The organism is Apilactobacillus kunkeei (assembly GCF_005930975.1).
Lineage (GTDB): Bacteria > Bacillota > Bacilli > Lactobacillales > Lactobacillaceae > Apilactobacillus > Apilactobacillus kunkeei_E.
This window is the reverse complement of sequence record NZ_VBSE01000034.1, coordinates 46,605-67,633: the sequence shown is the minus strand read 5'-3', so window position 1 is coordinate 67,633 and position 21,029 is coordinate 46,605. Positions and strand designations below refer to the sequence as shown.

The following is a 21,029-nucleotide window of genomic DNA, read 5'->3' as shown; positions in this document are numbered from 1 at the left end:
TACAGAAAATCAGTTGCCCAATTAAATAGTTAGAAAGCTGCTTTTATTTATTTGTTCAAAATAATAGTTGCAGTTCCGAAAGTAAAACTTTCAACGTCTCTTTTTTAATACCAGTTATTGGCAACCCAATGTTGTTTGGCGTTGACCCAAGAACCATATCGATTAGCAACATATTGTTCTGCAACACGTTCTTGATTAGCTGGTGAGTAATCACCATCAAGGTAACTACTATCTAATTGATATCTACCATAGTAACGACCATTTTGTGCCGAGTAAGAATTGGTAGATTCATGGAAAGAAATCCATGCCTTTGCTTCGGCATTTGCTTTGTTCCATTCTGATTGAGCATTGTATTGTGATTGATTTTGTTTCTTAGAAGTAGAATGATGTTTGTTTGACTTAGTCGAGTGTTGCTTTTGAACCTTATTGTCGTCTTTTGCATCATTATTATTATCTGGAACCACGATTTGATCACCAGCTAATAAATCATCATCACTATACTTGCCGTTAGCATGCTCTAAAACAGACATGAAAACATTGTACTTATCTGACAAGTTTTCTAGTGTATCGCCAGACTTCACTGTCACTACTGTATTTGCATTAGTATCTACAGTAGCATTTCGGTAAATAGAAAGTAATCCCGCGAAAGAGATTGCGATTACAAGAAATAAAACATGAAATTTATATCTAATAACTGAAACACTCCTATATAAAATTAAAAAATAATAAATTGCGTTTGTTGTCTTTCAACAACGAATGCATATTCTATATTTTTAATATTACGTGAGTGTTACATGAATGTTACGTTGTATGCAAATGCTGAAATAAAGTAACATTACTGTAATGTTTTGAAACATAAATGAACACAATGACCAATAAAACGGGTTTCTGATTTTAATAGTCGTGTACAATATATAACCTTTTTTCGATCATTTTTCGCAAAAAAATTCTGAATTTTTTTCAAATCTAATTAATTATGTTTCACTTAAAGTGATATGCAACGTAAAAATATAAAATAAAAAGATTACCACAAACCGCTTTATGATAGTCTTTTTAACTTTTCCTTAATAGTATTAAATTATCCTAAATATTAGTTAATCTTTATTATGTTTAATAGCAATTCCTGTGACTGCACTTAGAATTGAGAAGATTGGCGATAAGATACTTAGGAATAGGAATGGGGCAAAGTGACTTGCAGGAACACCTAGTGTTACTGAAATAAATGCTCCAGCAACCCCCCATGGAATCAAGTAGTTAATAACTGTACCACCATCTTCAATCGCACGACTTAGTGCAACTGGCGCTAAACCAGCTTGGTGGAAAACCTTTTTAAATGCGTTTGCAGGTAAAATTTCTGATAAGAATTGTTCACCAACAAAGACGTTTACCCCGATGGCAGTGAAAATTACGGCAATGATTAACTTAGCATCGCTATTTAAATGCTTAGTAAGTGGTTGAACAACGGCATCAATGATTCCTAAATGCATCAATAGCCCACCAAAAGCTAATGCAATCATGATCAATGCTAGCGTACCCATCATTGAACTGATTCCCCCTCTTGATAAAAGAAGGTCAACCGATTTATTACCAGTCTTCGATACAAAACCGCTAGTAATCAAGTCATTAATCTTTAATAGTGAAAGCTTGTGATCTTGAATATCCATTAATCCAATTGAAACAATGATATTAATGAATAATGTTGGAATTGTTGGAATATGACTCCATGCACAGATAAGTAGTAGTGCAATTGGAATAATTGCTAAAAAGGAAATGTGGAAATTACTGTTCAATACATTAACCGTCTTATCAACGTTTGCTAGATTTGCTTTACCATCGCTGTGATTTAAGAACACGAAGATGATGAATGACCCAATCATGGCTGGAATTGTTGACCACATCAAGTTCTTGATATGAGCAATCAAGTCGGCACCTGATACAGCAGCAGCTAGGTTCACAGTTGCAGATAGTGGTGATGACTTATCACCGAAGACCGCACCTGAGATAACAGCACCAGCGATCATTGCTGGGTTCATCCCCATTGTGATACCAATTCCCATAAATGCAATCCCTAGTGTAGAAATAACAGTAAATGCACTACCAATGAATGTACCAACTAAGGCACATACTAAAAAGATTGATGGTAAAAACCAATTGATGTTAATCAAATGAAAACCAAAAACCATTAGTGAAGGAATCACACCAGAGGCGATCCAAACACCAATTAGTGACCCAATTAGTAGGAAGATAAATAATGGAACAATTCCATTTTTAATCCCAGTTACAAATCCTTCGTCAATGTCATCCCATTTAAAGCCTTTGAATCGACCCCAAAATACCAACAACATAATTCCTGTTAAAATTGGCACTTCCGGTGAAATTCCCAAACCAATAACACCAAATGACATAATAGCCATCATTACTATTAAAATAATAATTCCCTCAGCCAGACTGACTGTCGGTTTCTTTTCTTCTTGCATAATATCTCTCCTCAAAATAATATTAATGTTTCTTATCTAATATATGTAGTGTTTTTAATTATTTTGATATCGGATTAGTCCTCCGCAATTAGCTATTATCATTTTCTCGTCTTCTTTCCATAAAAAAAGTCCCTGTTGTCTAAAACAACAGGGACGACTTATTTGTATTTTTACCGTGGTACCACCCAAATTAGCAACCACACGTAGTGGTCACTCACTCTCTAGAAATAACGACTCTAGTTACCGTTCTTGGGTAGACACTATCCAATGTATTTCACCGATATTAGCCTGACCGGTTCGCAGCAACCACCGACTTCCTGACACCCAGCTAATTCGTTACTTAATTTGGAATAATTGTTTTACTTTATTTGATTAAACTAAGATTAGCACTCTACTTTTAATCCGTCAACTAAAATTTACATTTCTTCTAACTTACGGTTTAAATAATGCGCCATCTTTTCCTTTGGATATACACCAGTCACTTTTTCAACTGCCTTACCATTTTTGAATAAGACGATGCTAGGTAATCCCATCACCTTGTATTGTTTTGCCACATCTTCATTATTGTCGACGTTCATCTTACCAAAGTGAATACGGTCACCGAATTCTTCTTCCATTGCTTCAAGCACTGGATCCATAATCTTACAAGGACCACACCATGGTGCCCAAAAATCAATGACAGTCATTTGGTTATCTGTTTCTTGTGTAAGGTTTTCCCTTGTGATTGTTGTTGCCATTATATTACCTCTTTGCTTTGCGAATAAAATGAATGATGAAGGTTACGACAAATGTAACCAATACGATTAAACCAAAGTGAAGTGGTTCAATTTCAATATCAATCATTGGAATAGAAAGGATTAGCTTCAAAGCAATCACAGCAATTAAGAAGTATGCCATTGTCTTTAATTCTGGTACCTTCTTCATCACTAACATGATGACTTCAGCAATCCCTCTCATACATAAAATTCCGATTAATCCACCTAGTAAAACAATTACTGGATTTTCAGAAATTGCTAAAGCAGCTAGCACGGAATCAACGGAGAAGACAATATCCATAAATTCAATTTGTAACACTGTCATCCAAAAACGTTTACGATTGGATTCGTTGGCAGATTGTTTGAACATGGATTTTTTCTGTTTGTCAGAATGAGCGAAGTGCGCATAGACTAAGTAGAAAAGATATAATCCACCAACAACCTTTAATTCCCAAATATGAATTAGGAATACCCCTAATCCAATAATGATAAATCTAAAGATATAAGAACCCCAAAGACCATAAAATAATGATTCTTCTTGTTCTTTTTTAGTTGGTAAAACTTGAGCTTGCGTGGCTAGCACCACCGCATTATCAACTGACAGTAAACATTCAATTAGCACTAGGGATAGGATAACAATCCATGCATCCTCAGAAAAAATTACGTTATGCCAGTTGTTCAAATCAAAAAACGGACCATATAATTTACTTAATAATGGTATCACCTAAAGTCTCCTCTTCTATTTTTCTACTATTATATAAGATAACTTTTGGAAAATATAGTTTTAACTATTAAATTTTATTATTTACTAATTTGATCATCGTACTTGGATAAATTATATTGCTTGATTAATCCAATTAAGTTCTTTGCATAGTTAGGGTCAGTTGCGTAACCATTCTTTTGTAGCATCTTAGCTTGTTCTTCATAACTCATGATGTTCTTTTGCTTAATGAAGTTAAGTGCTGTAACAGTACTGTGGTTTTCAACCGCATCATATACGCTTGGATACTTTCTGAAAGTAGCAGGGATTGAAATTTTCTTTTTGTCACCTTCGCGAACAACCTTAACACCCTTACCTACTGGTGTATCGTTACTTACATATTCGTCAGTGTAATATTGGATTGATTGTCCCTTATATGTCCCCTTAACACCAAAGATGTTGTAGGCCTTCTTGTATAGTTCTGATTGACCCCAATTAGATTCCTGAATTGCTTGAGCAATCACAACACTTGGTAATACAACGTGTTGTTTATTCCATACCTGAACAGCTGGTTTAGCAATTGTTTCAGCAAACTCATGACGTTGCTTAGCTTCTTGCTCTTGCGCATCTTCAATCCTTTGTTGATCAGATTTTTGAATTTGGTTTTGTCGGATTGTACTGTGAATTTGTTTTGCAACTTTGTATCCACCAAATAACACAACCACAATAACAACTAACCAGACAATCTTCTTAGTTAAACTCATTTTCTTTTTTCTCATCATTTATCCTTCTTCTTTATATCGACAACACGATATTTTATTTCGTCATTCTCATCAACTGAGGCATATAATATGGAAGTTTTTTCTTCATTAAAGTAACCCAGGTTGACAAATGATTGCCCATCGATTGTCTCCACATCTTGGAATGCATTCATCATAAACCTTCTTAGATAGCGCATTTTAGCAATCTTTTCAGAAGATGTCTCATTTGCAGCTGTAAGGGTAAAACCCTTATCCAAGTAATACTTGATTAATGAAACTTTATTTAAGTTTTCCATATTAAAAACGCGAGATCTACTCTTATCGTCTCTAATTGAGGTAATGTAACCTTTTTGTTCCCAGTAACGAAGTTGACGTGTTGACACGTCCATCATCTTGCTGACTTCCCCGATTTTAAAAATTAGACGATTAAGGTCTATTTTTTCAGGAAATAATTTCTTTAAGCCCGACATTTCAACGGTTCCTTTCGTGTAATCTACATAATAAATTTAACACAAATCCGAACCCCTTTCATTACTTTAATTGGGTACAGTAAATATTAAACACTAAAATTATAAAGATTACATTAAAATTGGAAAGTTTTAATTAATTTGAAACTACTTTGTTACATTCTTGAAATATTAATACCTTATCATATGAAATATATTGAGATAGAGAAAAACGAGAGAGATTTTTATAAGAGAGAGGATTTTGAGAGATGAAAAAACTAATCACTAAATTTGCTATAACCGCAGCCGCGTTTACTTCACTACTATTTGCAGGTGCCGCTACAAGTAACAACAACACTGCCCATGCTGATACTAAAGCACAATTCAATTCAGTATATCGTGTTGCTAAGACTAAATTAGGTGACCGTTATGTTTATGGTTCCGAAGGTTCACATACTTTTGATTGTTCTGGTTTTACAAAATACATATACAGACATGGTCTAGGTGTTAACTTACCTAGAACTGCACAACAACAATACCATTACTCAAAAAAAGTTAGTAAGAAACACCTTAAAAAAGGTGATTTAGTATTCATCGGTTCTTCCAAGAGAAATATTTACCATGTTGGTATGTACATTGGTGGTGGCAAGATGATTGATGCTCAAAACCGTGGTGTTATCCGTGAAAGAATTCATGCTCCATGGTGGCACGTAGTTGCTTACGGTCGAGTTGCTTAATTCTATCTCTTAAAATCCAAAAAAGACGATTACAAAAGTAATCGTCTTTTTTTATCTTCTTTTACTGAATGTTGTAATCAGTGACTCTAATTTGATCGTCGCTTACTTCCATCTTGGTAAGACTTCCATTGGCTGGTCGTTCTCTAACATCGTACTTGCCTTCACCAAAACGTTCAACTAGACTCAATACTGCATTTCCGTGACTAATTAATAGGACGTTGTCACCATCATTAATGTTTTCATCGTTTCTTATTAAGTCTAATCCTTTATCCCATCGATTCCAGTATTCTTCATTACTTTCTGCTTGATGGAAAGGATCTGCTTCCTTTAAGAAGTCCTTGGCCTTCCCAATTGAATACTTAGTAACAATATCCTTAAATGTTGGTAAACCATGTGGGGCACCTGCAACGTACCATGTCTGATCCATATCATTTCCTTCATAATATCCATAAAATTCCTCTCGGAGATAATTGGAAATGGTAGGTTCTTTAACTGAACTAGCCTTGTTACCATCTAAGATAATCTTCGCGGTATGCATTGCTCTAGTGGTGTCACTACAGTATGCAGCAGAAAAATGAGTATCAGCTAGTTTGTTAGCAGTCTTTTCGGCACCAGCGATTCCTTTATCGGTCAAAGGTGAATTACTCCATCCTTGCAAACGATTGTAAATGTTAAAGTATGTTTGTCCGTGGCGGACAACGTATAGATTAAATGTGATAACATTCATCCCCTTTTTTAGCTAATAACAATAGAATAGCACTAATAAAAAAAGTTAGACAACATTCTGCCTAACTTAACTCAGTATTGTAATATTTAGACGCAATCTTGTGGTAGCGCAACTTATCTAGCGTCTTATAAATTATCATTTGTAGTTCATGTAGTTTAATGATAGTGTAGGAACTCAATTGGACTAAGATTAATCTTTCAGTACGATTGATAATCTCTTGGTTACTAGTTAAAGCTAGCAAGTCACTATGGACCATCTCTGGCATGAATTCAATTATTTGTCCATCACTTAACTGAACATTTAATTTTTTAGTATTACCTTTTAGCAATGCCGTCATCCTCCTACTGATTTAACTTTATTTTACAACATCTGTATAATTTTGCAACTATATATAGTGATAACTATTTTTTATTTTGCCACATATTGTGGCGATGAATTTATATCACGAAAAAAAACATGCCTTTTTTACCTTGGTCTGTTAATATTAAATATGAATTATATCAAAGGAGCTCTTCATTTTGAAAGCGATAAATTATCTGCGCTCTAAAATGTCCACTAGGCTAGGTTTTTTCATCCTACTAGTTGTTTTATTTTGGGCTAAAACTATATACGCATATTTCACTGATTTTCAATTAGGTCTTGCAAATCCATTTGAATACTTCATAGCATTCATTAATCCAATCGCAACTACCATGCTATTGTTTGGACTTGCAATGTACATCAAATCAAGTAGATTATTTTACCCTATCATCCTTTTGATTGATGGGTTAAACACTTTACTACTATATTTAAACGTTATTTATTATCGTGAATTTACCGACTTCATGACAGTAAGTACCATGACTGGTTACTCAAAAGTTAACCAAGGGCTTAGTGGATCATCACTTGCACTTACCATGCCTCATGATGTCTTCTATTGGTTAGATATCGTGTTAGTATTACTTTTACTATTATTTAGAGTAATTCGTATTGATAACAATAAATTCGGTGGCAAAGGTGCATTCGCCATTACTTCCGTCGCTATGTTAATATTTACTGCCAACCTATCATTTGGTGAAATGGCTAGACCACAACTTCTAACAAGAACTTTTGACCGTACATACATTGTTAAATATCTTGGTGTAGATTCTTTTACAGTCTATGATGCTATCTCCACGCAACACACTAAGGACTTGCGTGCAATGGCTACCAAATCAGAAATGAATGACGTTAGAAAGTTCATTAATAAGCATTACGCTGCTCCTGAAAAATCCATGTTTGGGCTTGCCAAGGGTAAAAACGTAATTATCATTCACTTGGAAAGTTTCCAACAATTTCTAATTGATAAGAAGGTAAATGGACAAGAAGTAACACCATTTTTAAATAGTCTCTACCATAGTAAGTCAACGATTGCCTTTTCTAACTTTTTCCACCAAGTAGGACAAGGAAAGACATCTGACGCTGAAAACATGCTAGAAACCAGTACTTATGGATTACCTCAAGGTTCAATGTTTACTCAATTCGGAAGTGATAATGTCTTCCAAGCAGCTCCTGCTATTTTGAAACAAAACAAAGGGTACACTTCAGCTGTGTTCCATGGAAATGTTGCTAGTTTCTGGAACCGAAACAATGTATACAAGAACATGGGATATCAATACTTCTTCGACGAAAGCTACTATGATACTTCCGGAGATAAGGCATTGGGTTATGGTTTAAAGGATAAACTATTATTTAGAGACTCAGTCAAGTACCTTGAAAGATTGCAACAACCTTTCTATGCTAAGTACATCACCGTTACTAATCACTTCCCTTACTCAATCGATAGCGAAGACAGTAACTTCAAAACTACTAATACCGGCGATACCAAAGTAGACAACTACTTCAAGACTGCCCATTACCTAGATCAAGCCATTCAAGAATTCTATGCATACCTACAAAAATCCGGATTGCTAAAAAATTCAATTATCATGTTGTATGGTGATCATTATGGTATTTCAAACTCAGAAAACTTAAGTCTTGCTAGAGCATTAGGTAAGAATCCTAACGACTGGACTGATTTTGATAATGCACAACTACAACGAGTTCCATTAATGTTTAACATTCCTGGAATGAAGAAGGGATACATTGATAATACCTACGGTGGTGAAATCGATGTATTGCCTACTTTACTCCACCTACTGGGCGTAAACACTAAACAATATATTCAATTTGGAACCGACTTATTCTCTAAGAAACACGATACAGTCGTCGCATTTAGAAATCGTGATTGGGTAAGTACTAAGTACACGTCAATTAGTGGTACTATTTACAGCAACAAGACAGGTAAGGTTATTCACCCTACTCCTCATCAAAGAAAAATCTTCAATAAGATGCAGGCTCGCGTTAACACCGAGTTATTATTCTCTGATGAATTGAATGAACAAAACTTACTTCGTTTCTATAACCCTAGCGGATTCACTGCAGTAAATCCTAAGGATTACAATTACCAAAATGGATTCCAAAAGGAACTTGGAGCTGAAACAGAATTGGGTAAGAAATCAACTAGTTTATATGACAAACTTAAGAAGAAATCCACTCAATCCCTATATAAGACCGATGCACCAGAATTAAACCATTCAGGCGGATCATCTTCTAGAATTTCCAATAAGAACAACGAGGATAACTAAAATAAAAACGGCCAATCAAAAGATTGGTCGTTTTTTATTTGCTTTAAACTAACTTAAAGGTAAAATGATTATAATTGGATTAAGAGATAGAGAAAAAGTGAGTTGAAATAATGAAACAATTTAAAAATAAAACCGTCGAATTAGTATACAGTCTATTTATTATTTTTATCGCTGTTGCATCTGTTGTGATGGTTGGATTAGACTACTTTAGCGTTATCAACATCTACCATGGGATATTGGGCAATATCTACTATGGCATTTGGATTTTTTACATTATCGATTACATATCTGGCTTTCTTTTGGCCAAAAATCACAAACAATTCCTATTAGAAACATCCTTGGACTTAATTTCCCTAATACCAGCCCATCCAATTTTCGTGGTATTTCGTTTATATCGTGTGATAAGAATTGTCCGTCATTACAACTTATTTTGGAAATTTGGTTGGGACGGTAAAGTGACCGGTGGTATTCACCGTTTCATTTACGACACTGGTTTTATTTACCTATTTTCAATCAGTATCGTGATTTTAATCTTCAGTGCGTTAATTTACTCACACTTTGAACAACACGACTTATCTACCTCATTATGGTGGGCAATTACAACCGCTACTACCGTTGGTTACGGTGATATTTCACCACAAACCGCTGGTGGTAAGCTTATTGCCGCCTTTTTAATGTTCGGTGGAATTGGTTTTATTGGTTTGTTGACATCTACCATTACTGACTTCTTCACTCATGGAGATAAGGACGAAACAGACGATAAAATTGATAACTTAACCAGACAAATTGAAGCTTTAACTAAAGAAGTTCAAAGCCTACAAAAGACGGTCAAAAAAAATAGCACCCCATCAAAGGATGCTAATAAAAAATAGTCTCTTATGATAATTGAGTACTGTGAATTGGTGCTCGATTACCTGGATATAGGTCATTCATAATTGCATTGATAGTGATTGGAACTTCACCGAATCCAGTAGCGATAATGGTTTGCTTACCGTCATACTTAGCTTGATCACCCACGGCATAAATGTTTTTAATATTAGTTTGAAGACTGCCATCAACCTTTGTGGCATGGTGGTCTTCTTCAACATCAATATTCCAGCCTTGCATGTCTTTATTATTAGAAATAAAACCATAATTTACCAGAATCTTATCAACATCAATATCTATGAATTCATCATCAGTTTTCATTTTCTTAGCGTGGACTCTAACTTGATTATTGTCCACGTTTTCTAATGACTTAATTAAGTATGGCGTCACTAGTTTAACACTCGATTGTTTTAATAAGTTAACGGTGTGTTCAAGCCCTCTAAATTCGTTTCGACGATGCAATAAGTAGACTTCATCGGCAATGTCTTCTAGCATTAGCGCTTGATCAATTGCAGAATCTCCACCACCTGCGACTAAAACTTTTTTATTTTTAAAGGCATCTAAGTCCGAAGCGGTGTATACTAGTTGTTGGTCCGAAATTGTTTCAACACCATTAGCACTTAATTTACGTGGGTTAAATGCTCCGTTACCAACTGCAATAATGATGGCTTTAGTTTTGGTAATTTCCTTATTTGTGGTAACCTTGAAAAGGTCGTCGTCTTTTTCAACGTTGACTACTGTTTGATTCAACTTAATGTCACCGTCCATGGTGGCAAGTTGTTTCTTCAAGTTAGCCACTAAATCACGACCTGAAATTGCAGGATAGGCTGGTATATCAAGAATCGTTTTTTCTGGATATAATGCATTTACTTGCCCACCTAGTTCTGAAAGACTTTCGATGATTTGGAATTTGGCGGTACGTAGTCCGGCATAAAAACCGGCGAACATTCCAACGGGACCCCCTCCGATTATCGTAATATCATAGATTTCATCTGACATTTTATTTTAACTCCTTTTATTTTGGTGTTATTTAATATATTATGTATCTTATAATTATACTTTAGCAAAGGAAGAACAATTATGCACAGCAAACGCAGAAAAATTATCATTGGGATTGTTTTGATTATTGAAGCAATTGCCCTATTTATCACAACCTCATGGATTTTCAGAGGTCGTGTCCTAAATGACGTGAAGGTAGACAAGACCAGAACTGCTACTATCTTCATCCCTGGTTACGGTGGTAACGCCGTTTCAACCGATGACTTCATTAATCAATTCAACGATCACGGTATTGCTAAGCGTGCTCTTCGTATTCATATTTCTAGCAAAGGTAAGGTTACTACCATGAAGAAATATGTCAAGAAGATTTCAGCTGACAACCCATTGGTTCAATTAATCTTTGAAGACAACACACACCCCATCAAAGAAGCTAAACAAATGAAAAATGTGATGACTTACTTATACAAGACTTATCACATTAAATCAGTTAATTTCTTAGGACATTCTTCAGGTGGTCAAATTGCTTACGAATACATGGTTCGAAATCCTAATCAAAAGAATGCGCCTAAGATTAACAAGTTCGTAAGTATAGCTAATGACTACCCTGCTGGTGATAAACGTGCCAAAAACTTGCCACGTAACCTAAAGATTTTTAACATCGCTGGTGAAATCTACAACGTTGGTACCGATGGTGAAGAAGCCGTTGATATCGTTAAACCAATGGGTAAACTAGTTAAACCTTACGTTAAGAGCTACACATTCTACTTGTACCGTGGAGATCCAATTTCTGCTGAACATTCAATGTTACATGAAAACCCAACATTGGATAAGACAATTGCTGAATTCCTATTTAGAAACTAGCAATCAAATCTCGATTTCGTTTAGAAGTCGAGATTTTTTATTAACAAATTTCTTGTTTTCATTAAATTTGTTCGCCTTTTTGTGTCATTTAGTTAAAAACTTATTAGTATCCCCTTTTATTTTGAAGCAAAAGCCCATATAATTGAAGTTAATGAAAAATGTTCACGGACAATGATCCGTGAGGGGAATTAATATTGGGAGGGTTTTTCATTATGGCAAAGCAAAAAATTATTTTAGACGTTGATACAGGTGTCGATGATGCAATGGCTATCGCCTATGCTGTCGCTGCCCCTAACGCCGATTTAGTGGGTGTTGTTAACTCATATGGAAACGTATTAGTGGAACAAGCTGCTAAAAACTCACTAGAAATTCTAGACCTATTAGGTGCTACTGACGTACCAGTTTTTGAAGGTGAACCTCATTCACTAGAAACTGACAGTTTCGAAGTAATGGAAGTTTCTGCTCACATTCATGGTAAAAACGGTGTTGGTGAAGTTGAACTACCAACAAGTAGTCGCAAAGTAGAAGAACAATCAGGTGTCGACTTCATCATCGAAGCCGCTCACAAGTACGGTAAGGATTTGACAATCATCCCTACTGGTCCACTTACTAACCTTGCTTTAGCATTACGTAAGGACCCATCTATTGCTGACTTAATTGGTAATGTTACCTTAATGGGTGGTGCTTTAACCGTTCCCGGTAACGTTTCTGATGCTGCTGAAGCAAACATCAACCAAGATGCAACTGCTGCAAACGAAGTATTTAGAAGTCCTCTACATGATACTATGGTTGGTCTAGACGTTACATTAAGAACTTTATTAACCAAAAAAGAAACTCAACAATGGCGTGATTTAGGCACTGTTGCTGGTGAAAAATTCGCTGATATTGTTGACTACTACATCGATATTTACGCTGAAATGTACCCACACTTAGGCGGTTGTTCACTACATGACCCATTAGCTGTTGGTGTTGCTTGCGACCAAAGCTTCGTTCAAACATTGGACTTAGACTTATTGGTCCACACTGGTGAATTAAATTACGGACGTACTACCGGTGATACTGCTCACCTAGATGATCCAAATCCTACTGCTAGTGTTGCTATCCAAGTAGATGAAAAGCGTTACCTAAAGACATTTATGGAATACTTAAACTACTTATTTGCAAACAATAAATAAACAAAAAGGACTTAAACACATGTTTAAGTCCTTTTTTATTTAGTCGTTAAAATATTGATTTAAGAAAAACGCCACCCCATCGTTATCATGATCGATGGTGATTTCTGTAGCAATTGCTTTAATTTCATCAGAAGCATTTCCCATCGCAACACCCACTTTGGCTGCTTCAATCATTTCATAATCATTCTCTGCATCACCAAATGCCATGAGATTAGAAAAATCCATTCCTAAGTGTTTTAATAGGATATTTAAACCGTAGGCCTTACTCATGTTTAAAGGCAAAAATTCCATTATTTTAGGCTGAGAACGGACAATTTTATAATGGTCATTAATTACCGCTGGAAAATTAGCACGAGCATTATTCAATGTAACAACTTGTTCAGACATAATAGCCTTACTATATGGTTTATCTTCTAATTTGGAAAAATCCTTTTGAACGAATTCAAGCGATGAATTCAAAACTTCCTTATAGGAAGATTTCACTAAATCTGTTAATTCATAAACCTTTTCAAAATCTAAAATATCCAATGGCAAATCATTATCCAAAGCATATTGATGTATTAATGAAAAATCCTCTAACGATAATCCCTTTTGATTTAAAATCTTTCGATCATGGTTTCTAATTACCATGCCACCATTAAATGTAATCGTGTAGTCATTTTCATCAGTTAATCCCAGTTGTTTTACATATGGCCAGACCGCATTAATTGGTCGACCAGTACATAAAACTACTGAGTTTCCATTTTTATGTAATTTTTGTAGTGTTGAAACATTTTCATCACTAATTTCTTTAGCTGAATTAAGTAGTGTATTATCTAAATCCAACGCAATCATTTTTATCATACTTGCGACTCCTTTTGAGTGAATAAAAAAACGACATTACAAAGTAATGCCGTCACTCTAAAATATTAAGCTTCCAACTGTGATTCTAATTCTTTTAGTTCAGTTTCACGAATGGAACGGGGTAAGAAACGACGAATTTCTTCCTCATTGTACCCAACTTCCAAACGTTTGTCATCAAACACAATAGGACGTTTGATAAGGTCTGGATACTTGACAACTAAATCTACCAAATCTGATAGTGACAAGCTATCAAAATCGATATTTAGCTTTTTGAAAATTTTGGATCTTGTTGAAATGATGTCTTCGCTCCCATTTTCAGTAAGACGTAAAATTTGTTTTACCTCATCTGCATTTAATGGGTTTGAATTGATATTTCTTTCGCGGAAATCAATATCATGAGCTTTTAACCAAGCTCTGGCTTTACGACTGGATGCACTACTTGGTGCGACGTAAAGATTCAACATTTATATCACCCCTTAATCGCTTAATTATTATAAAAACAATTATGGTTAGGTTAGTAGTACTTACTAAATGTAAATACAATTAACTGTAATTATATTAACATACCTATAAGATAAATCAATTTAAATTTTTATTAAGAAAAGGTAAATGTTAATCAAATCTTAATTTTTCATTTTTGAAAAAGTGATAAAATATACACAACAAAAGAAACTGAAGAATCATGATAATTTAAGACGGGGGTGGCACGATGAAAATAAATCTTTTAGAGACAAGTGATACGCACGGCTTTTTGTTTCCCACTAACTATGTGAACTTAAAGGATGACAAGCCCTTTGGTGTGCTTCGTTGCGCTACCGCAATCAATGATCTTAGAACTAAACTGGATAACGTCGTAGCCATTGATAACGGTGATTTTCTACAAGGCTCTGCACTGGCTTATTACATTGCAGAGATTAAAAAGCAATCGGCACCGAAAGAAATCGACAATGTTTTTAATGACATTGACTATGATTTTGGGGTATTAGGAAATCATGAGTTTAATTATGGATTATCATATTTGCACAACACTCTAAATGAAAGCACACGCCATTTTCTTTGTGCTAATATTATTGATCAAGATGGTAACCATCCATTTGGTAAACCATATGAAATTAAAGAGATTAACGGTGTAAAGGTTGGTTTTTTAGGTCTAACCACTCAAGGAACGACTAAATGGGAAAAAAACTCCCATTTAGCTGGACTCACCTTTCTTTCTGCCAAGGATACTGCAGCAAAATATATTCCTGAAATGACTAAAGAAACTGATTTAAACGTTATTGTTTATCATGGCGGAATCGAACGTAATAAGGAAGGCATTCCCACTGAAGTCTTAAATGGAGAAAACGAAACTTACGACATTCTCGAAAACGTTAAAAATATTGATGCCATCATTACTGGACATCAACATAGAAAGATTGCTGGACACTTGTTGGGTGTGCCAATCATTCAACCTGGATATCGTGGCCAATACATCGGTCATATCGAACTAGATGTACAAAAAGATGATAAGGGTAAATACTTCGTGCAATCCAGTGAGGCTGAATTAATTCCCACCAAGAAGTATCCTGTTGACCATTCAATCGCGAATAAATTAGTCGACATTCAAAAACAAATTAATCAATGGCTAGATGAACCAATGGCTCATATTGATGGCTCAATGGATTTTGATAACGCCTTTGAAGCACGTTTGAACAAAACTAGTTTTATTCAATTTATTCAAAATATTCAGATGAAAACAATGGGAGTAGATATTTCTGCAACCGCACTATTTAATGATGAAGCTCACGGTTTTGAAAATCCGATTACAATGAGAAATATCATCACTAACTATGTTTACCCTAACAGCCTTGCTGTATTAAAGATAACTGGTGCTGACTTGAAAGCAGCAATGGAAACTAGTGCCAAGTACTTCGACTACCAAAATGAAAAAATCGGGGTTAATCATGATTACATTTTCCCCAAGCTTAAGCACTATAACTATGATATGTATGAAGGCGTCAATTATGTAATTAATGTTGCTAAGCCAGTCGGACACCGTATCGAAAATTTAACCTACCACGGCAAGCCAATTGATGACGATGCTGAACTAAAAATCGTCTTAAACATTTATCGTGCCGTCGGCGGTGGTAACTACCAAATGTTTTCTCAAGATAAGATTATCAAATCCGATGATCGAATGATGAGCCAATTAATCGCTGATTATTTAAAAGAGAATAAAAATATTAAAGCTGAAAACAATCATAACTTTAAAGTCATCTACAAACCATAAAAAAAGATTCCCAAAACATTTCGTTTTGGGAATCTTTTTTTAAAATAATAGCATTAAGCTTCTTTAACAGTGTTATGATTGCGTTTTTTGTTCTTACCAACGTATTGAACAGCTTTAAGTTCACGAATGGTAGTAACTTTAATTTTACCTGGATATGTTAATTCATCTTGAATTTGATCCTTAACGTGTTTAGTTAATAACTTACTGTTATCATCATTTAGCATTTCAGGATTTACAATGATTCTAATCTCACGTCCAGCTTGAATTGCATAACTATCGCGAACTCCATTATGTTGGTTAGCGATATTTTCTAGATTACGTAAACGACTGACATATTCTTCAATCGATTCGCTTCTAGCTCCCGGACGAGCACCAGAAATAGCATCCGCTGTCGCAACCAAAATAGCAATTGGATCACTTGGTTCAACATCACCATGATGAGACGCAATTGAGTTCACAACTACTTCATTTTCACCAAAGGCCTCAGTTAGTTTGACACCTAGTTCAACGTGAGTGCCACCAACTTCGTGGTCAATTGCCTTTCCAATATCGTGAAGTAATCCAGCACGCTTAGCTAATTGGGTGTTTAATCCTAATTCAGCGGCTAAAGCACCCGTTAATTGAGCAGTTTCAATAGAATGATACAAAACATTTTGACCATAACTAGTTCTAAATTTCAATTTACCAATAATCTTCATTAAATCTGGATGAATTCGACCAACGTGTAATGAGTGAACAACAGTTTCACCAGTTTCACGTAGTGATGCATTTACTTTTTGAGTAGTAGTGTTAACTAAATATTCAATATTGCTATTGGTAAAGTGACGAGAAATAATTAGACTTTCAATGGTTGTACGAGCAATTTCTCTTCTAATTGGATCATGAGTAACAATGTGAAGTAGTAATGGATAATCTTCATCAAAGATTAAATCTGTTCCAGTTAGAGTTTGTAGTAGACGAACATGTTGTTCATCTTTACCAATTAATTTGGCTTTAATGTCGCTACTTGGCAAAGTAATATTTCTTTCAATATGATTTCTAGGTTCATCCCTAGGTCCTCTTTGAATGGCTTCAATCACTAAATCATTAGCAATTTTGTTAGCAGCAACTTTGCTTTCGGATAAGTTGTACTTAACTTCAATGTCTTTTTCACGACGAAGAGCGTTTTCGGTCTGATTCAAGACAGCATGACGAGCATAGTTCTTATCGATATGACTAATTGATTGTAGAGTCAATTCACGTTGTTGCCAAATGTCTTCGGCTTGATGCATAACGTCGTCGATATCATCTTGGACTTTAGCCTGTTTATCGCTGCGTTCATTTAAATCATTAGTATATTTAGTTAGGCGGTTCTTCATTTGTTCCAAATACTTTTCATGTTGGTTCAAACGGTTTTCACGATTGATATTTTCTTCTTTTTGAGATTCAATTTCGTCATCGGCAATCTTTTGATATTGCATGATATCTTCTTTATCATCAGCAATAATTTGCTTAGCCTTAATGGAAGTCTCTTCAGAGGTCTTTTGGAGATGTTGTGCTGCCATGTTCTTTGCAGCATCAACTTGACCTTTGATGCGCATATCACTAATCCAAAAACCTAACAAAGCACCAGCGATTAAAAATACTAATGCGGCTAGTTCAATCAAAAAGCGTCCTCCTTTCTGATTTTTTTATTTATTTTTTAACGAATATTAAACGTATTATTTGATGGTGTTATTACACACTATCTATAATAACATTTAACCCCCTATTTGATACACTGAAAGTTTTTAAAATTACGAAAAAGGCGCTAAATTTAATATCTAACGCCTTTAATATTATTTAAAATATTTGTTCAAAAATCCTTTAATTGTATCAACGTACAATTTCGGATTAGTTTCATAAGAAGCAGCATGGGCTGCATTTTTGACAACCAGTAGTTGTTTTGGTCCCTTACTTGCTTTATATAATGGGTAAACCATCTTAGTCGGAACGAACTTATCATTTTCACCATGAATGAATAACATTGGACGGTGATTCTTCTTCACTTGGTTTAGCGATGAAGCCTCGTACATGCTGTATCCAGCTCTAATGTGTGTAATCCCACTCAAGATTGGCACTAGTGGCCAACGAGGAAATGCTGGCATATGGTAAAGTTGGCCTGCTTCATAATTAATCTCATCAGAAACACTGGTGTAACCACAGTCTTCGATAAATGCTTTAACTTGGTGCGGAACATTCTTTTCACCCGATACCATCATAGTAGTAGCTCCTCCCATGCTGACACCAAACATCACAATTTCAGTCTTGGGTCCTTGGTATTTGATGACTTTTTTCATCCACTTAATATAATCTAGACGATCAGGCCACCCGTAACCGACGTAATTACCTTCGCTTTGGCCTTGTCCTCTATCGTCAGGAGTTAAAACATTATATCCCATTTGATGGAAAATATATGCATAAGGAGCCATTTTTTCCTTACTACCCATATATCCGTGGGCAATGACGATAGTCTTATTGGTTCTCTTGTTGGCTGGAATATAGTTAGCAACTAATTTCAAATTACCAGTAGCTGACTTTTGAGTCCAGTGAATCTTTTTAACATTGTAATACCAATGGGTTCCTGCGTATAAGGGTGAATTCTTCCTAACTTTATCATTACTTAAAAAGGTCTTATGTGAAGGAACAACTGCAACGTTGTAGAAATACATGCCCGCCCCCACAAAACCAACTACCGTCAGTACAAACAATGTAACTACGGTAGATAATAAGATTTTGGTTTTCTTTTTCAAGGTAATGCTCTCCATTCCAATATTTATTAATTTGAGTATAGAGTTTCAATAAATAAAAAGCAACTAACCGCCAATTTGGTTCATTTTCGGTTATAATGTGCATAGAGGTGTTGTACATGTTTCCGATTCGACTAAGAGCCCTTCGTAAAGGGCAACATATCAGTATGAACCAACTGGCAAATAATTTAAACGAAAGATTTCCCGAAGATGAACATAAAAATACCCCTTCACAAATTGGTAATTGGGAACGCGGGATTCGTTCACCTTCATACGTCGAAATCAAAAAATTAGCATTATATTTTAATGTTAGCATGGACTATTTGACCGGAAGGACTTCTGTTGAACACTTCAATTTAGGTAGTGTCTTGATGGACAAAAATGAATTAACATTTGGTAATCATACTTTGGATCAAGAAGACCGTTACGAAGTATATCAACTCATTAATGGTTATCTTCATGGTAAAGACCGCCAATACCTAGAAGACGGTGAACAACCTGAAGCATACCAAGAAGAACTTAATTTAAATTTTGATGATTATAAAATATAAAAAAACTCCAGAGTATATCTGGAGTTTTTTTATATTATTCATTTTTAATCTTTAGGTAAATTTGGATTGTCCAAGTGATGAATTTGTCCTTTAAACTCATCAGCGTTAGCTTCAATATCCTTACTGTGATCCCTGCCAGTTTCACCGTATGAAACCATGTAATCGGCAGCTTCACCGTGTTCTACGATATCTAGACCAGCTTTTTCTTCTTCTTCAGTTACACGCATTGGCATTACTAGTCTTAGTAATGAAATGATTATAGCACAAGCCACTGAAACAAAAATGATAGTTACTAAAGTAGCGATAATTTGTGTTACGAATAGCTTCATACCACCACCGTACAATAGACCATTATCAACAACTGAGCTGTTTACTGATTTAGTAGCAAGTAAACCTGTCATGATACTTCCAACCATTCCTGAAACACCGTGACAACCAAAGGCATCTAATGTGTCATCAGCGCCAACTTTGGACTTTAGAACGTTTACGTAGAAGTAACTTACTAAAGTAGCAACAATTCCAATTGCAAAAGCACCGGCGATAGTTACGAACCCTGCTGCTGGAGTGATACCAACAAGTCCACAAAGCGTTCCAGTACAGATACCACCTAATTGTGGCTTACCAACAAAGTGCATATCTAACATCATCCATACCATCATTGAAGTAGCAGCAGCTACAGTTGATGTCATGGTAGCTTGCATTGCTACGTTGTTTACGCCTAGAGCTGATCCGGCGTTGAAACCATACCAACCTATCCAAAGAATAGTAGTACCAAGTAATACCCATGAAAGGTTGTAGTGCTTAGTTTCTTTACCAAAGTTGAGACGCTTACCTAGGTAAATTGAAAGTACCAACGCAGTAATCCCTGCATTAATATGTACGACAGTTCCACCGGCAAAGTCTAAAGTACCAAGCTTTGCTAAGAATCCGGTTGGTGACCAAACCATGTGTACCATTGGGTAGTAAATGATAATTGACCAAAGGATTACAAACCATAATAAGAACTTGAAACGAATACGACCAACAATCGCACCAACGAATAGCGCTGGTGTAATAACAGCGAACATCATTTCAAAGATTGAGTAAATACTTACTGGAATCTTAGTGGCTGTTAGTTCGTTTAAGTTAATCCCATTCATAAATGGATGTGCCAGGTTTCCAATAAATCCACCCAAATCACCTGAGAATGATAGGCTATAACCAAAAGCAATCCATAAGATAACTGCTAAACCAGTCATAATGAAAACTGACATAGTTGTATTAACAACGTTTTTCTTTGAAACTAGGCCCCCATAAAAGAATGCTAGTCCCGGGGTCATAAAGAGAACCAAAATACTTGAAATAAAAACAAATCCTGTACTTGCTAAATCCATCAATATCTACCTTCATTTCATTAATGTTATATCATGTTACATATTATAGCATTAAAAATAAATAAGTACAGTCTT

Annotated in this window: 21 protein-coding genes; 7 read left to right on the top strand and 14 right to left on the bottom strand. The window is 35.3% G+C overall.

Features of this window, described 5'->3' with window-relative positions:
* Positions 1-104 precede the first annotated feature (104 nt).
* The 6 genes from FD688_RS01630 to FD688_RS01605 all read right to left on the bottom strand — a co-directional run bounded on the left by FD688_RS01630 (position 105) and on the right by FD688_RS01605 (position 5,085).
* The gene (locus FD688_RS01630; RefSeq protein WP_190242866.1) at positions 105-587 is read right to left on the bottom strand and encodes a LysM peptidoglycan-binding domain-containing protein; all 483 of its coding nucleotides are present in this window, start codon (positions 585-587) and stop codon (positions 105-107) included.
* A gap of 507 nt (positions 588-1,094) precedes the next feature.
* Complete coding sequence (gene nhaC, locus FD688_RS01625; RefSeq protein WP_138741544.1) at positions 1,095-2,477, bottom strand: Na+/H+ antiporter NhaC; 1,383 nt, start codon at positions 2,475-2,477, stop codon at positions 1,095-1,097.
* Between the two features lie 416 nt (positions 2,478-2,893).
* On the bottom strand, positions 2,894-3,214 hold the full coding sequence (gene trxA / locus FD688_RS01620; RefSeq protein WP_138741543.1) for a thioredoxin: 321 nt from the start codon (positions 3,212-3,214) through the stop codon (positions 2,894-2,896).
* A 4-nt stretch (positions 3,215-3,218) separates the two neighbouring features.
* A complete protein-coding gene (locus tag FD688_RS01615; RefSeq protein WP_138741546.1) occupies positions 3,219-3,953 on the bottom strand; it encodes a TerC family protein in 735 nt (244 codons plus the stop codon).
* Positions 3,954-4,033: 80 nt separating this feature from the next.
* Entirely contained in the window at positions 4,034-4,711 is a 678-nt protein-coding gene (locus FD688_RS01610) for a glycoside hydrolase family 73 protein (protein WP_190242865.1), read from the bottom strand.
* Complete coding sequence (locus tag FD688_RS01605) at positions 4,711-5,085, bottom strand: MerR family transcriptional regulator (RefSeq protein ID WP_190242864.1); 375 nt, start codon at positions 5,083-5,085, stop codon at positions 4,711-4,713. Before FD688_RS01605 ends, FD688_RS01610 begins: the two co-directional genes overlap by 1 nt.
* 323 nt (positions 5,086-5,408) lie before the next feature.
* On the opposite strand from FD688_RS01605, the gene FD688_RS01600 reads away from it, so the two are divergent.
* A complete protein-coding gene (locus tag FD688_RS01600; RefSeq protein ID WP_138741540.1) occupies positions 5,409-5,876 on the top strand; it encodes a C40 family peptidase in 468 nt (155 codons plus the stop codon).
* Positions 5,877-5,937: 61 nt separating this feature from the next.
* On the opposite strand, the gene FD688_RS01595 is transcribed toward FD688_RS01600, so the two are convergent.
* Together FD688_RS01595 and FD688_RS01590 are read right to left on the bottom strand one after the other, a co-directional pair.
* Entirely contained in the window at positions 5,938-6,603 is a 666-nt protein-coding gene (locus FD688_RS01595) for a histidine phosphatase family protein (protein ID WP_138741539.1), read from the bottom strand.
* A gap of 61 nt (positions 6,604-6,664) precedes the next feature.
* Complete coding sequence (locus FD688_RS01590; protein ID WP_034530962.1) at positions 6,665-6,931, bottom strand: hypothetical protein; 267 nt, start codon at positions 6,929-6,931, stop codon at positions 6,665-6,667.
* Between the two features lie 199 nt (positions 6,932-7,130).
* On the opposite strand from FD688_RS01590, the gene FD688_RS01585 reads away from it, so the two are divergent.
* A complete protein-coding gene (locus FD688_RS01585) occupies positions 7,131-9,248 on the top strand; it encodes an LTA synthase family protein (RefSeq protein ID WP_412174668.1) in 2,118 nt (705 codons plus the stop codon).
* A gap of 110 nt (positions 9,249-9,358) precedes the next feature.
* Entirely contained in the window at positions 9,359-10,120 is a 762-nt protein-coding gene (locus FD688_RS01580; RefSeq protein WP_138741537.1) for a potassium channel family protein, read from the top strand.
* A gap of 4 nt (positions 10,121-10,124) precedes the next feature.
* On the opposite strand, the gene FD688_RS01575 is transcribed toward FD688_RS01580, so the two are convergent.
* A complete protein-coding gene (locus FD688_RS01575) occupies positions 10,125-11,114 on the bottom strand; it encodes an NAD(P)/FAD-dependent oxidoreductase (RefSeq protein ID WP_138741536.1) in 990 nt (329 codons plus the stop codon).
* An 81-nt stretch (positions 11,115-11,195) separates the two neighbouring features.
* Here FD688_RS01575 and FD688_RS01570 point away from each other — a divergent pair, with 81 nt between their 5' ends.
* Entirely contained in the window at positions 11,196-11,975 is a 780-nt protein-coding gene (locus FD688_RS01570) for an alpha/beta hydrolase (RefSeq protein ID WP_053791419.1), read from the top strand.
* A 212-nt stretch (positions 11,976-12,187) separates the two neighbouring features.
* Positions 12,188-13,150 (top strand): nucleoside hydrolase, encoded by a 963-nt coding sequence (locus tag FD688_RS01565; protein WP_138741535.1) that lies wholly within the window; start codon positions 12,188-12,190, stop codon positions 13,148-13,150.
* A gap of 39 nt (positions 13,151-13,189) precedes the next feature.
* Here FD688_RS01565 and FD688_RS01560 read toward each other — a convergent pair whose 3' ends face one another.
* Both FD688_RS01560 and spx read right to left on the bottom strand, forming a co-directional pair.
* Positions 13,190-13,993 carry a Cof-type HAD-IIB family hydrolase gene (locus FD688_RS01560; protein WP_138741534.1) on the bottom strand — a complete coding sequence of 268 codons (804 nt, stop codon included), beginning with the start codon at positions 13,991-13,993 and terminating at the stop codon, positions 13,190-13,192.
* Positions 13,994-14,058: 65 nt separating this feature from the next.
* On the bottom strand, positions 14,059-14,457 hold the full coding sequence (gene spx, locus FD688_RS01555) for a transcriptional regulator Spx (RefSeq protein ID WP_138741533.1): 399 nt from the start codon (positions 14,455-14,457) through the stop codon (positions 14,059-14,061).
* A 245-nt stretch (positions 14,458-14,702) separates the two neighbouring features.
* On the opposite strand from spx, the gene FD688_RS01550 reads away from it, so the two are divergent.
* On the top strand, positions 14,703-16,262 hold the full coding sequence (locus FD688_RS01550; protein WP_138741532.1) for a bifunctional metallophosphatase/5'-nucleotidase: 1,560 nt from the start codon (positions 14,703-14,705) through the stop codon (positions 16,260-16,262).
* A 53-nt stretch (positions 16,263-16,315) separates the two neighbouring features.
* Here the strand turns inward: FD688_RS01550 and rny are convergent, their stop codons facing one another.
* Both rny and FD688_RS01540 read right to left on the bottom strand, forming a co-directional pair.
* Positions 16,316-17,908: a ribonuclease Y gene (gene rny, locus FD688_RS01545; RefSeq protein WP_138741531.1), complete on the bottom strand. Its 1,593-nt coding sequence runs from the start codon at positions 17,906-17,908 to the stop codon at positions 16,316-16,318.
* A 171-nt stretch (positions 17,909-18,079) separates the two neighbouring features.
* Complete coding sequence (locus tag FD688_RS01540) at positions 18,080-19,033, bottom strand: alpha/beta hydrolase (protein ID WP_138741530.1); 954 nt, start codon at positions 19,031-19,033, stop codon at positions 18,080-18,082.
* Between the two features lie 116 nt (positions 19,034-19,149).
* Between FD688_RS01540 and FD688_RS01535 the strand changes: the two genes are divergently transcribed.
* The gene (locus FD688_RS01535; RefSeq protein ID WP_138741529.1) at positions 19,150-19,581 is read left to right on the top strand and encodes a helix-turn-helix domain-containing protein; all 432 of its coding nucleotides are present in this window, start codon (positions 19,150-19,152) and stop codon (positions 19,579-19,581) included.
* A gap of 44 nt (positions 19,582-19,625) precedes the next feature.
* Here the strand turns inward: FD688_RS01535 and FD688_RS01530 are convergent, their stop codons facing one another.
* Positions 19,626-20,954, bottom strand: a complete 1,329-nt coding sequence (locus tag FD688_RS01530) for an ammonium transporter (RefSeq protein ID WP_138741528.1) — start codon at positions 20,952-20,954, stop codon at positions 19,626-19,628.
* Between the last annotated feature and the right edge of the window lie 75 nt (positions 20,955-21,029).

Coding starts and splice junctions, on each gene's coding strand:
- nhaC (WP_138741544.1), bottom strand. CDS start 2,477: ATGCAAGAAGAAAAGAAACCGACAGTCAGTCTGGCTGAGGGAATTATT.
- trxA (WP_138741543.1), bottom strand. CDS start 3,214: ATGGCAACAACAATCACAAGGGAAAACCTTACACAAGAAACAGATAAC.
- FD688_RS01610 (WP_190242865.1), bottom strand. CDS start 4,711: ATGAGAAAAAAGAAAATGAGTTTAACTAAGAAGATTGTCTGGTTAGTT.
- FD688_RS01605 (WP_190242864.1), bottom strand. CDS start 5,085: ATGATGGACGTGTCAACACGTCAACTTCGTTACTGGGAACAAAAAGGT.
- FD688_RS01600 (WP_138741540.1), top strand. CDS start 5,409: ATGAAAAAACTAATCACTAAATTTGCTATAACCGCAGCCGCGTTTACT.
- FD688_RS01595 (WP_138741539.1), bottom strand. CDS start 6,603: ATGAATGTTATCACATTTAATCTATACGTTGTCCGCCACGGACAAACA.
- FD688_RS01580 (WP_138741537.1), top strand. CDS start 9,359: ATGAAACAATTTAAAAATAAAACCGTCGAATTAGTATACAGTCTATTT.
- FD688_RS01575 (WP_138741536.1), bottom strand. CDS start 11,114: ATGTCAGATGAAATCTATGATATTACGATAATCGGAGGGGGTCCCGTT.
- FD688_RS01570 (WP_053791419.1), top strand. CDS start 11,196: ATGCACAGCAAACGCAGAAAAATTATCATTGGGATTGTTTTGATTATT.
- FD688_RS01565 (WP_138741535.1), top strand. CDS start 12,188: ATGGCAAAGCAAAAAATTATTTTAGACGTTGATACAGGTGTCGATGAT.
- FD688_RS01560 (WP_138741534.1), bottom strand. CDS start 13,993: ATGATAAAAATGATTGCGTTGGATTTAGATAATACACTACTTAATTCA.
- spx (WP_138741533.1), bottom strand. CDS start 14,457: ATGTTGAATCTTTACGTCGCACCAAGTAGTGCATCCAGTCGTAAAGCC.
- FD688_RS01550 (WP_138741532.1), top strand. CDS start 14,703: ATGAAAATAAATCTTTTAGAGACAAGTGATACGCACGGCTTTTTGTTT.
- FD688_RS01535 (WP_138741529.1), top strand. CDS start 19,150: ATGTTTCCGATTCGACTAAGAGCCCTTCGTAAAGGGCAACATATCAGT.
- FD688_RS01530 (WP_138741528.1), bottom strand. CDS start 20,954: ATGGATTTAGCAAGTACAGGATTTGTTTTTATTTCAAGTATTTTGGTT.